Annotated in this window: 11 protein-coding genes; 4 read left to right on the top strand and 7 right to left on the bottom strand. The window is 53.7% G+C overall.

What is annotated here, in order from left to right:
* Positions 1 to 18: 18 nt before the first annotated feature.
* Positions 19 to 1,863: a dihydroxy-acid dehydratase gene (ilvD, locus tag ACFOSD_RS01320; protein WP_380694423.1), complete on the bottom strand. Its 1,845-nt coding sequence runs from the start codon at positions 1,861 to 1,863 to the stop codon at positions 19 to 21.
* A gap of 119 nt (positions 1,864 to 1,982) precedes the next feature.
* On the bottom strand, positions 1,983 to 2,351 hold the full coding sequence (locus ACFOSD_RS01315) for a PilZ domain-containing protein (RefSeq protein WP_380694425.1): 369 nt from the start codon (positions 2,349 to 2,351) through the stop codon (positions 1,983 to 1,985).
* Positions 2,352 to 2,480: 129 nt separating this feature from the next.
* On the opposite strand from ACFOSD_RS01315, the gene msrA reads away from it, so the two are divergent.
* Positions 2,481 to 3,089 (top strand): peptide-methionine (S)-S-oxide reductase MsrA, encoded by a 609-nt coding sequence (msrA, locus tag ACFOSD_RS01310; protein ID WP_449329083.1) that lies wholly within the window; start codon positions 2,481 to 2,483, stop codon positions 3,087 to 3,089.
* 80 nt (positions 3,090 to 3,169) lie between these two features.
* Here the strand turns inward: msrA and ACFOSD_RS01305 are convergent, their stop codons facing one another.
* The 4 genes from ACFOSD_RS01305 to argA form a co-directional block, all read right to left on the bottom strand.
* Entirely contained in the window at positions 3,170 to 3,544 is a 375-nt protein-coding gene (locus tag ACFOSD_RS01305) for a hypothetical protein (protein WP_380694429.1), read from the bottom strand.
* 106 nt (positions 3,545 to 3,650) lie between these two features.
* Positions 3,651 to 4,514, bottom strand: coding sequence for a cobalamin-binding protein (locus tag ACFOSD_RS01300; protein ID WP_380694431.1), 864 nt, complete (start codon positions 4,512 to 4,514; stop codon positions 3,651 to 3,653).
* Entirely contained in the window at positions 4,511 to 5,329 is an 819-nt protein-coding gene (gene pyrF / locus ACFOSD_RS01295) for an orotidine-5'-phosphate decarboxylase (protein ID WP_380694433.1), read from the bottom strand. The genes ACFOSD_RS01300 and pyrF overlap by 4 nt, the downstream gene beginning before the upstream one ends.
* Positions 5,330 to 5,350: 21 nt before the next feature.
* Positions 5,351 to 6,676: an amino-acid N-acetyltransferase gene (argA, locus tag ACFOSD_RS01290; RefSeq protein ID WP_380694435.1), complete on the bottom strand. Its 1,326-nt coding sequence runs from the start codon at positions 6,674 to 6,676 to the stop codon at positions 5,351 to 5,353.
* A gap of 193 nt (positions 6,677 to 6,869) precedes the next feature.
* Between argA and ACFOSD_RS01285 the strand changes: the two genes are divergently transcribed.
* The gene (locus tag ACFOSD_RS01285; RefSeq protein ID WP_380694437.1) at positions 6,870 to 7,256 is read left to right on the top strand and encodes a DoxX family protein; all 387 of its coding nucleotides are present in this window, start codon (positions 6,870 to 6,872) and stop codon (positions 7,254 to 7,256) included.
* Positions 7,257 to 7,693: 437 nt separating this feature from the next.
* Here the strand turns inward: ACFOSD_RS01285 and ACFOSD_RS01280 are convergent, their stop codons facing one another.
* The gene (locus tag ACFOSD_RS01280) at positions 7,694 to 8,875 is read right to left on the bottom strand and encodes an MFS transporter (protein WP_380694439.1); all 1,182 of its coding nucleotides are present in this window, start codon (positions 8,873 to 8,875) and stop codon (positions 7,694 to 7,696) included.
* A 348-nt stretch (positions 8,876 to 9,223) separates the two neighbouring features.
* Here ACFOSD_RS01280 and ACFOSD_RS01275 point away from each other — a divergent pair, with 348 nt between their 5' ends.
* Positions 9,224 to 10,768, top strand: a complete 1,545-nt coding sequence (locus ACFOSD_RS01275; protein ID WP_380694441.1) for a 2-isopropylmalate synthase — start codon at positions 9,224 to 9,226, stop codon at positions 10,766 to 10,768.
* A gap of 13 nt (positions 10,769 to 10,781) precedes the next feature.
* A complete protein-coding gene (locus ACFOSD_RS01270; protein WP_380694443.1) occupies positions 10,782 to 11,603 on the top strand; it encodes a hypothetical protein in 822 nt (273 codons plus the stop codon).
* The last annotated feature ends 1 nt before the right edge of the window (position 11,604 follow it).

Genomic DNA, 11,604 nt, shown 5'->3' with positions numbered 1-11,604 from the left:
CGCCCTGCAGACATGGGTTTAGTCGAGTTTACTCAGATCGCGCACCGCACCTTTGTCGGCACTGGTGGCAAGCAGCGCATAGGCTTTCAGTGCAGCCGTCAATTTGCGCACACGCTGTTCCGCTGGCTTCCAGGCGTCTTTGCCTTTGGCTTCCATAGCAGCGCGGCGTTCAGCCATTTGTGCATCGCTGATTTGCAAGTTAATGCTGCGATTCGGGATGTCGATCAGAATCGTGTCGCCGTCTTCGATCAAGGCGATGGCACCACCCGCTGCCGCCTCAGGCGAAGCATGGCCAATGGATAGGCCCGACGTGCCACCGGAGAATCGACCATCAGTCAACAGGGCGCAGGCTTTGCCTAAACCCTTGGATTTCAGGTAACTTGTGGGATATAGCATTTCCTGCATACCAGGGCCTCCTTTCGGGCCTTCATAGCGAATAATAACCACATCGCCTTCTTTTACTTCGTCGGCAAGGATGCCCTTAACGGCAGAGTCCTGGCTTTCAAAGATTTTGGCTTTGCCTTCAAAGACGTGAATGGATTCGTCAACACCCGCCGTTTTGACGACACAACCATCTTCGGCTATGTTGCCGAACAAGACAGCCAAGCCACCTTCTTTCGAATAGGCGTGTTCAAGGTCACGGATGCAGCCATTTGCGCGGTCACCATCCAGGGTTGGCCAGCGCGCTGCTTGGCTAAACGCGACTTGAGTCCGAACGCCACCCGGGCCGGCACGGTAAAACTCTTTTATGGCACTGTCTTGCGTTTGCATGATGTCGTAAGCGGCTAAGGCCTCCGCCATGGTGGCGCTATGCACGGTCGGCACGTCTGTGTGCAGCAAACCAGCACGCGCCAGTTCGCCTAATATGCCCATGATGCCACCGGCACGGTGTACGTCTTCAATGTGGTACTTCTGCGTGTTCGGGGCGACTTTACATAATTGCGGTATGTAGCGCGACAAGCGATCCATATCCTGCAGGGTAAAATCGGTTTCGGCTTCCAGCGCGATGGCTAACAGGTGCAGAATAGTGTTCGTAGAGCCACCCATGGCGATGTCGAGCATCATGGCGTTTTCAAAGGCTTTTTTACTGCCGATGCTGCGCGGTAATACGCTGTAGTCGTCCTGCTCGTAGTGACGTTTGGTGATCTCAACGATACGGTGGCCGGCTTCTTTGAACAGGCGCTCTCGGTCGGCGTGCGTCGCCACGACGGTGCCATTGCCGGGCAAGCTGAGACCAATAGCTTCGGTCAGACAGTTCATCGAGTTGGCGGTGAACATACCGGAGCAGGAGCCACAGGTTGGACATGCCGAGCGTTCGATTTCCGCAACGGTTTCATCGTCAACGCTGTCATCAGCGGCCATCACCATGGCGTCCACCAAGTCCAGGCCGTGGTCAATTAACTTGGTTTTACCGGCTTCCATCGGTCCGCCGGAAACGAAGATGACGGGGATATTGACGCGCATGGCGGCCATCAGCATTCCGGGTGTGATTTTGTCGCAGTTGGAAATGCAGACCATGGCATCAGCGCAGTGGGCATTCACCATGTACTCCACCGAATCGGCGATTAGGTCACGGCTTGGGAGGCTGTACAGCATACCGTCGTGACCCATGGCGATACCGTCATCCACGGCGATGGTATTGAATTCTTTCGCTACACCGCCTGCGGCTTCAATTTCGCGGGCTACCAGTTGGCCCATATCCTTCAGGTGGACGTGGCCCGGTACAAACTGCGTGAAAGAGTTCACGACGGCAATGATGGGTTTCTGAAAATCTCCATCTTTCATGCCGGTGGCGCGCCAGAGTGCTCGGGCACCCGCCATGTTGCGACCTTGAGTGGTGGTGTAGGAACGGTACGTAGGCATATTGACTCCTGCTGAGCGCGTCCGGAGAGCGCTGGCTTATAATAGTGATGAGGGAATTTTACGGGAATTAACAGGCAAGCGCCAAGGTAAGTCGTGTCAGGAGATTGAATACGTTTCGTTCAGCGGTTATCCCACAATAATGCGAGTTCGCGTTCCAACAATTCTTCGTTACCCAAATTGAGTTCTACTAAGCGACGCAGGTGCGATGCACTGTCGATACCGACGGTGGTGAGCGCCAGCCCGGCGTGATGTCCATCGACATAGGCCACGCGGACATGCATAGTAAGCATAAGATCGTTGTCATTGAGTTCGATGTTCAATGTGCCTTCTGTGCCTCGGCAGTTGTCCGGCAGGTCGTCACTCAGGGCGAGAAACAATGCACCTTTTAAACTGATGTCATGCACTTCACCATCAAGGGTAACGCTGGGTAGCACCAAGCAGGCACGAGCTTCAAGTGGCAGGCGTGTGAAGCGGCGGTTATCATCCATCGTTCAAGTCTCAACGTAGTTTTGGTCACCGCTGTCGAAGCGGTTGTACACACTATAGACAGGGTACTGCAAAGCAGCAACTTTGATCGTTCATACGGAGGATATATGGGTCTTTTTTCGAAAACCAGCATGCCCGCATCAGCAGCCGAAGCTTTACCGGGGCGTTCGACGCCCTTGAGCGTTGCGGCGCAGCATGCGGTACACGGACGGCCCATCGTTGGCCCGTTCCCGGAACATTTGGACCATGTGATTTTGGGTTTAGGCTGTTTTTGGGGCGCTGAACGGCTGTTTTGGACAATACCGGGTGTCCACACTACTGCAGTGGGTTATGCCGGCGGGTATACGCCTAACCCGACCTATGAAGAAACCTGCACCGGGCGCACGGCGCATACGGAAGTCGTGTTGGTGGTTTACGATCCTTCGGTAGTCCGCTTGGAAACCTTGTTGCAAGTGTTCTGGGAGGCGCATGACCCAACACAAGGCATGCGGCAAGGCAATGACATCGGTTCGCAATATCGGTCGGCCATCTATGTCCATAGCTCGGCACAAGAAACTTTGGCTCAGGAAAGTGCAAGGCGATACCAACAGGCATTAACGGCGGCAGGCAAAGGTGAAATCACGACCGAGATACGGCAGGCCGTGCCGTTTTACTATGCTGAGACTTACCATCAGCAGTATTTACACAAAAATCCGAACGGGTACTGTGGTTTGAAAGGCACAGGCGTGCGCTGCGTTTGAGCTTAACGGTCAGAATCTGTCAGACAAAAATAACCCGCCGAAAGGCGGGTTATTAGCATCAACAAGGACGGAAATACCCCTTATTCAGACTGGTACTTCAAGCCGACGATTTGACGCTGGCTACCGGTAACTGTAAACCAAGCGGCCTGCATCTCAGCATTCTCCAAGCGCTCGCCGCGAATGCGATACGTGCCGTTAGGGAGATTCATGACGACCCAAGGGCCATCAGTGAGGCCTTCAGCGAGTATGTTACCCTCGCGGTCACTCAGCGTGAACCAGATTTCCGCTAGATAATTCCCTTCAATGTTGAAGAACTCAACATAGGTATTTTGTTCAGGTGCCTGGGCGCGTGACTCAATACCTACACCACCCGTCCAATACTCAACTGCTTGAACACTGGTGGCCATCACGCCTGCTAATAAACCAGCTACTAAAATACGACCCAATTTTGACATTCGCTATCCTCCGTAGAGTGTTGTTTTCTAGATCAGTATAGAGGGCCGAGCATGAAGGGCAAGCCCAAAGTGAGAAAATACTGACCGGATCCGAGACAGGCATCAATTATTGGGCACGTGCCCGGTCAATGGTTGTGCATAAGGCTTCGCCGCCTGTCACCAAGCCTAAGGTAGGGCGGGAAAGATGACCGGTGTTCAGGGTATAGAGGTGGCCTTGGCGCACCGCACTCAGGTCTGTAACCGTGCGCCAGATGTCCAAGCCGGTGCCGTCGGAGCCTCCGCCTAGAATGACTTCAGGGTTCGCGGCCAGTACGCTTTCGCGGCCGACTTGCGGGGCAAGTACAGGGGCATCAGCAAATACATTCACACCGCCACAGTAGGTGATCAGTTCGCCGATGAAGTTGTCGCCGCTGATGGTGAAAATGGGGTCGTGCCAGACTTGATAGAATACCCGAACCGGTTCGCGGTCACTAAAACGGCGCTGCAAGTCTTTCATGGCGTCCTCGAAGCCCATGGCGACTTGTTCGGCCCGGTCGCTTTGGTCGGTCAGACGGCCCAAATCGCGCAGGTTTTCAACGATCATTCCGACGTTTTGCGGGTCACTCAAATAGACTGGTATATTGAACGCGGCGAGCCGTTCCAACTGCGCAGCAGAGTTGCCATTCGGCCAAGCGATAATGAGGTCGGGTTGCAAGGCGAGTATGACTTCAAGATTGAGGGCAAAGTAGTCCCCAACGCGGGGAATATCTTGTGCTGCTGCCGGATAGTTACTGTATTCATCGACGCCAACCAGTGCCGGCCCCGCCCCAATGTCGAACAACAGTTCCGTGGCGTGTGGTAGCAGGCTGATGACCCTTTTTGCTGGCTGATCTAGCGTAACGACATTGTTTGCATCATCCGTGACCTGCACCGCAGCCGCTCCGAACGTGGCACAAAGGGCCAGCAGTAGCGCACTCGCAAGACGCATCATGAGCGATACCGGTTGGCCAGATCACGCAATTTGAGGGTTTCCGCACGTGCCGCTTCAGCGAAATCGGTTCCTTTGCTGGCGTACAGAACGCCACGTGATGAATTGATGATCAGTCCCGCCCCTTGGCTGTCCAATCCGGCTTTCATTACGGCTTCAGTATCGCCACCCTGAGCACCCAAACCGGGCACCAAAATGGGCATATCACCGATCAGAGCGCGCACTTCGGCCAGCTCGGCCGGTGCGGTAGCGCCTACGACCAAGGCAAGGTTTTTGTGTGTATTCCAGACTTGGGCCGCCTGCTGGGCGACGCGGGCAAACAAGGTTTTACCCGAGGCTAATGCCAGGTTCTGCAGTTCACTGGCGGAACCATTGGAGGTGCGACACAGTACGATAACGCCCTTATCGGTGTATCGCGCGAAGGGTTCGATGGTATCCCAGCCCATATAGGGGTTGATGGTGACCGCATCAGCTTGATAACGCTCAAAGGCTTCCAAGGCATACATGGTCGCGGTGGAGCCAATGTCGCCGCGCTTGCTGTCCAAGATGATTGGAATGTCAGGGTACTCGGCGCGAATGTAATCCATCGTAGCTTGCAGTTGGTCTTCGGCGCCCACGGCCGCGTAATGCGCGATCTGCGGTTTAAAGGCACAGACCAGATCATGCGTCGCATCAATAATAGCTTTGTTGAACGCCAGGATGGGCTGCGCTTCGGTGGAAAATTGCGCCGGAAACAGCTCGGGTTGCGGGTCTAACCCCACACAGACCAATGAGTCGGTGGCTTGCCAGCGGGCTTGTAAACGGGAATAAAAAGTCACATCAATACCTGAGAAGCTGAATTATTTGGTGGCTGCAAGGGTCTTAATAAGCACCTTGGAGTTGCGTTGATAGTTGTATAAGGCTTGACGTTGGTCTGGCAAGTCGCTGACTTTACCGACTCGAAAGCCATGTTCGAGAAACCAGTGCGTGGTATGGGTAGTCAGGGAAAACAGTTGTTTAACGCCTGCCTGAAGTGCTTTTTGTTCAATATGCTTCAATAGCTGAGTGCCACGTCCGTTCACCTGGTAGTCGGCATGGACAGCCACACAGGCCAGTTCGGCTTGGTGTTCTTGTTCGGTCGGAAATGGGTGCAGCGCAGCGCAGCCAATGATCATGCCGTCTCGTTCGTTCACCACGAAATGATCCACTTCCTGTTCCAATAACTCGCGGGAACGGCGAACTAGAATACCCTCGTCTTCCAACGGCTTCAGTAGCGCCAAAATGCCACCGATGTCATCACTCCGGGCTGGGCGGAACGTATCATATTCATCTCGCGTTACCATGATGCCGCAACCGTCACGGGTATAGAGTTCGCGTAATAAACCCCCTTGCTCGGTCGCCGGTAAGAGGTGGACCCGTGGCGTACCTTGTTGACAGGCCAGTAAGGCCGTTTGTGCTTCCAGATAGCCCGGACTGTCTGGCTGCACTGAGGCAAGGCGCTCGTTCAGTTGCTGTGGTGTCAGTTGGCTGATATCTATCGGGTCCGGCAACGACGGTGCCATATGGCCTAAAATAACCAGCTTGTCTGCCCGTACGGCTTTAGCGCAATCACGGGCGATTTCAAGCGCATTGAGATTAAACAGCTCGCCGGTCAGAGAAAAGCCGTACGGTGGCACCAATACCACGTTGCCAGCGTCCAATTGATGCCGGATGTCTTCGCCTGCGACCCTTCTGACCGTGCCAGTGAATTGCAGATCAACCCCGTTAAGAATACCGCGCGGTTTGGCGTACACGTAGTTCCCCGTTACGGTTCGTACCGCTGCGCCATACATGGGACTGTTGATCAGGCCGCGCGAAAAATCGGCTTGCAGATGCACCAACATTTGTTGCGCGGCACCAATCACATGATTCAGCGTGTCGGCCGTGGTGACGCGGAGGTTGTCGCTGAAGTCGTCCGGTAACCCTGCGGCTTCCAACGCACGTGAAATTTGCGGGCGCGCGCCAAAAACCACCACCAAGCGCAAGCCTAAACTGCGCAGTAAGGCGAGGTCTTGAATCAACGTAGTCCCACCATCCTCAATGGCTTCACCCGACAAACACACCACCAGTGTTTTACCGCGATGAGCATGAATGTAGGGACTGGTACTACGAAAGAAGTCCAGAAATTCGTGATTAGGCAACGACATGGCGCGGGGTCCTTTTATCAAGGGGGTATTACACCAGATGATGCCCGATCAATAAAGAGCATCAACTTATTCAAATTAATTCAATTTCAACGTCGAATTCTTTCGCTATTCCTGTCTTGGTTTCGCGCCTAAAGTGCGCCTCATGGCTTCCAAACGTGGAGCCAGTTAACTCAACTTAATTGAAGGAAATGTTATGAAAGCACTGTATCCCGTTGTTGAATTGGTTGGTCGAGTCTTATTGTCCGTAATCTTCATCACCAGTGGATGGGGTAAAATTGGCGCCATTGCAGGCACTCAAGGGTATATGGAGATGATGGGCGTGCCCGGTATCTTGATTTATCCAACAATCTTGGTTGAGGTTGTGGGTGGTTTGTTCGTGTTGGTGGGTTACCAAACTCGCATTGCGGCTGTGTTGTTAGCAGGTTTTTCGCTGGTTTCAGGTTTCTTGTTCCACTTCGATCCTAGCAACCAGATGGAAATGATCAGTTTCATGAAGAACGTGACCATTGCCGGTGGTTTCTTGGTCTTGGTTGCGCACGGCGCCGGTAAAATCAGCGTAGATGCCAAGGTTGCCCGGTAATCCTATTCAAGCAAAACCTTTGGCGCCTTTGTGGCGCCTTTTTTATGCCCATGGATGGGCGGTATGCTGGCAACGCAGGAGCAGTTGCCAGTAATGCCCATGGATGGGCGGTATGCTGGCAACGCAGGAGCAGTTGCCAGTAATGCCCATGGATGGGCGGACCCCGAGAATTGCTCCTGCATTCTCGGCATACAGGCCTTCCATGGCCCTATATGCCAGCAACGCACGACGGCATGGATGCCGGAGGTAGAGCAACGCAGGAGCAATTGCCGAGGAGCAGTTGCTGGTAATGTTCATAAAATACCTCACCAACTTCTTTGCCTCGGTGAGGTATTAGCCATGGGCGTAGGGAGTGTGCCTCAAGGCGCAACTCCCGGCCTGCCGTGGAGCGCCGGAGGCACACCCCGAAAGCCCGTGGTGGTGGCGCAATCGCCAAGCTAAGCCGGCCGCTGGCGAGTCATACGCTGGCGCAACAGAATCAAGGCTAAGCCCACGGCTTTCATGCTCAGCATAGCCGCCAGCAATATCGGTAGCGCATCGGTGCCGAAGTTTTCGATCAGCGGGCCAATCATGGTAGGTGCTACCATCGCACCCAAGCCAGCGGCGAGGAAAATCATGCCTGTACGCTTGCCGTTCAACGACACTAATTGATTACCCAGGGTGAATAATGTTGGGAAAATAGCCGACAACGACAAACCGAAAATCAACGTGAGTACGTACAAATCCAGCCAGCCAAAATACAGGCTTAGCATCATGGCAATGGCCAAGCCTAAGCAACTGTAAAGCAGAACAGTGAAGTAGCCAGCGCGCAGGATAGGAATCGCCAGCAACCGCCCCATCGATAAACTGAACCAGAATATAGACACCAAGAAGGCAGCATCGCCTTGCGTCATGCCGTTGATGACGCCGTAGGTAGTGATCCAGCCGGCGAAGGTCATTTCCATGCCAACGTAAAAGGCAAACAATACCAACAAGCCGATAAAAACCACCTTGTCGTATACCTTGTCAACGTGGTCACTGCCGTCGTTCGCGGGGCTGATCGGGCTGCGTTGCGGAGCAAGAAATATCCCTACACCGACCACATAAATGGCCACCAGCCAAAAAGCCCATAGAACCGACACCCCATTATTAACCGCAACCATGATGATCAACGGCACCACCATGGCGCCAACGCCGTAGCAAAAATGCAAGGTGCTGATGAACGGGCCGGAACGTTCCCGGTGCAACCACATGGTCATGACATTGCCACCCGCATTCATCGACACTTCGGCAAAGCCCAGTACGAAGATGACCACGGTCATAACGATCAATAGTGGGCTTATAGGCATTAAAAACATACCGATAACGGCCAGAGTAATCATGCCCAACAGCACCCGGTGACCTTTAAACCGGTCGAGTAAGAGGCCGGAAATGACGGAGCCGAGCATATTGCCCAATGCTCGTGCGGTGAACAAAATGGCGATCTGGCTCATGGTTGAACCGCTTTGCTCGGCCAGAAATGGCAAGGCAGGGCCTAGAATTCCACCGATCAAGCCAATGCCGATGAACATCAAAAAATATGTAATGGTGGGTCGCCAATGCGACGCCGCTCGCTGCTGCGAGGGCATAACGTGATCCATTTCGGTTCCTACGTTGGTTGAAAACTGGGGCGATGTGGTCTTGCGTTTGAAAACGTTTCCATTGTACCGGATTTCGTTTCAAAGTTGACCAGTCAGTGGGTCAAAAGGATGCGTAGCGTAGCACAGGTTAATTCTTTTCGTATCCGGTCTGATAACAGAATTTCGCCTAATAGTGCGGGTGATCTCCGAATGGTTATTTTGGGGTTGATGTATCGGCAAAAAGTCGCTGTGAAGCCTCTAGGATGAATCCCCACTAAAGCGCTGTGTGCGCTGGTTTGGTAGGGCGCTTTGTGCTATAAATTTGCGCATTAAAACACAACAGATCCCGCAACGAGGCGAAGTGATTCCATGAGTGCTACCGATCATTTAGTGATTTTCGACACCACCCTGCGCGATGGCGAGCAAAGCCCCGGTGCGTCTATGACGTTGGAAGAGAAAGTACGCATCGCAACGAATCTTGAAAAGATGAAAGTGGACGTTATCGAAGCCGGTTTTGCCGCTGCCAGTCCGGGTGACTTCGACGCGATACAAGCCATTGCGCAAACGGTGAAGGACAGCACAATTTGCAGTTTGGCGCGGGCTACCGATGGGGATCTGGAACGCGCTGCGGGGGCCTTGAAAGGTGCCAATCGAGCCCGGATTCATACCTTTATTGCAACGTCGCCCATCCACATGAAGTACAAGCTGTTGATGGAGCCGGACCAAGTGGTTGAACGTGCGGTGCATGCGGTGAAAACGGCGCGGAGTTATGTGGATGATGTGGAGTTTTCTTGCGAAGACGCGGGGCGCAGTGAAGTCGATTTTCTGTGCCGTATTATTGAGAAGGCGATTGATGCCGGTGCCACCACCATCAATATTCCCGACACCGTGGGTTATGCTATACCTGAGCAGTTCGGGGACTTAATCAAACAATTATTGAATCGTATTCCGAACGCCGACAAGGCCATTTTTTCGGTGCATTGCCATAACGATTTGGGGTTGGCGGTGGCGAACTCTTTGGCGGCGGTCTCGGCTGGCGCGCGCCAAGTGGAATGTACGATCAACGGTTTGGGCGAACGTGCGGGTAATGCCTCTCTGGAAGAAATCGTGATGGCAGTACGCACCCGCCCTGATCTTTTCTCGGTATCGACCCAGCTAGATACGCGCTTGATTGTTCCTACGTCTCGCTTGGTGTCGTCCGTTACGGGTTTTCCGGTACAACCGAACAAAGCCATTGTCGGCGCAAACGCCTTTGCCCATGAAGCAGGTATTCACCAGGACGGTGTATTAAAGCACCGTGAAACCTATGAAATCATGAAGGCGGAAGACGTCGGCTGGCACACCAACCGCATGGTGTTGGGTAAACATTCCGGCCGCAATGCGCTGAAGGCCCGCTTGGAAGAGTTGGGCTACGTTATTGGGGATGAACACCAGCTCATGAATGTGTTTGGTCGCTTTAAAGATTTAGCGGACCGCAAACACGAAATTTTTGATGAAGATTTGCACGCGCTGTTGTCGGAAAGTGGCCCGAAAACAGTGCCTGAACGCTACGCGTTGGAAGATATGAGCACTGCCGCCGTTTATGGTGGTAAACCGACGGCAACACTGAAGTTAAAAGTGGATGGCGTGTTGGTAGAAACGCAATGTGAGGGCGATGGGCAAGTTGATGCGTCGTTCAAGGCCATTGAAAAAGTGGCGCAGAGCGGGGCGAACTTACAGATTTTCTCGGTCAATGCGGTCACTGAAGGCACCGAATCACAAGGTGAGTCAACCGTCCGTTTGGAAAAAGGCGGGCGGATCGTGAATGGCAAAGGTGCGGACACGGACATCGTAGTATCGGCGGTTAAAGCCTATATTCATGCACTCAATCTGCTGACCCAAGAAGGTAAACTCAATCCTCAAATCACGGTGTAGCGACCAGGTGTCGGTGAATGAACCAACAGCGTCTGACCTGGCGCAGCAAGAGTCCGTGCGCCGGACTTACCTCGCGGCTATGGGTATTGCGCCTTGGTATGCGCGTATTCCTGTAGCCAGTGGTGCAGTGTCCGTGTGGCCGGAAGACGAAACATTGGCGGTCCAACCGAATGTAATGGTGCGCCAACAACCGCTTTCCGTGCCGTCGGGCGGCACAGCGCCAACTCAAGAAGTGCCCGTTGATGTCCCGAAAAGAGCGCCACAACCGTTAGCAAAAGAAACAGTGGCACCGGTTACGCCCGGTGCGCAGGCTTTGGATGCTCCGCCCGCTGTGTCGGCGCCGACACCCCGAACAACGGCACCCTCTCGTCAGAATGGGATAGAATTTCAACAACAATGGTGGGCACGTGATGGCTGGCTGATCGTGGACACTCGGCCCAAGCACATGCCGGTGGCGCAGGCACAAGCAGCGGATCGGCTGCTCCATGCGTTGGGGTTTGTGCTCACCGGTGAAGCGCGAGCGACGTTCAATCAATGGATTGATTGGCCACTGTTTGTTAATCGGTCCATAAAACACGATATGGAAGAAGCACAGTTCTATTTGGCGCAGAAATGGCAAGCTGTCCAGCAAACCGGGGCTATCCATAAATTGCTATTACTGGGCGAGCAAGGGGCTGAATTGCTGGCGTGCGCAAAGGAGGGTGTCGATATGCGTCAACCCTGGCAATGGGGCGATGTTTCCTGCCTTTTAGGGCCAAGCAGCAGTGAGTTATTGCATTTGCCGGGTCTGAAAAAAGCGTTTTGGCAGCGTTTACAGCCTTGGATGTCCCGCTGAC

Source organism: Salinispirillum marinum, from assembly GCF_042650105.1.
In the GTDB taxonomy this organism is placed as follows: Bacteria; Pseudomonadota; Gammaproteobacteria; order Pseudomonadales; family Natronospirillaceae; genus Salinispirillum; species Salinispirillum marinum.
Note: the sequence above shows the minus strand (reverse complement) of the source record. Positions and strands in the feature narration are given on the sequence as shown.

What these genes read in the sequence shown, in the direction of transcription:
- argA (WP_380694435.1), bottom strand. Translation starts at nt 6,676, where the DNA reads ATGTCGTTGCCTAATCACGAATTTCTGGACTTCTTTCGTAGTACCAGT.
- ACFOSD_RS01305 (WP_380694429.1), bottom strand. Translation starts at nt 3,544, where the DNA reads ATGTCAAAATTGGGTCGTATTTTAGTAGCTGGTTTATTAGCAGGCGTG.
- ACFOSD_RS01275 (WP_380694441.1), top strand. Translation starts at nt 9,224, where the DNA reads ATGAGTGCTACCGATCATTTAGTGATTTTCGACACCACCCTGCGCGAT.
- msrA (WP_449329083.1), top strand. Translation starts at nt 2,481, where the DNA reads ATGCCCGCATCAGCAGCCGAAGCTTTACCGGGGCGTTCGACGCCCTTG.
- ACFOSD_RS01280 (WP_380694439.1), bottom strand. Translation starts at nt 8,875, where the DNA reads ATGGATCACGTTATGCCCTCGCAGCAGCGAGCGGCGTCGCATTGGCGA.
- ACFOSD_RS01315 (WP_380694425.1), bottom strand. Translation starts at nt 2,351, where the DNA reads ATGGATGATAACCGCCGCTTCACACGCCTGCCACTTGAAGCTCGTGCC.
- ACFOSD_RS01285 (WP_380694437.1), top strand. Translation starts at nt 6,870, where the DNA reads ATGAAAGCACTGTATCCCGTTGTTGAATTGGTTGGTCGAGTCTTATTG.
- ilvD (WP_380694423.1), bottom strand. Translation starts at nt 1,863, where the DNA reads ATGCCTACGTACCGTTCCTACACCACCACTCAAGGTCGCAACATGGCG.
- ACFOSD_RS01300 (WP_380694431.1), bottom strand. Translation starts at nt 4,514, where the DNA reads ATGATGCGTCTTGCGAGTGCGCTACTGCTGGCCCTTTGTGCCACGTTC.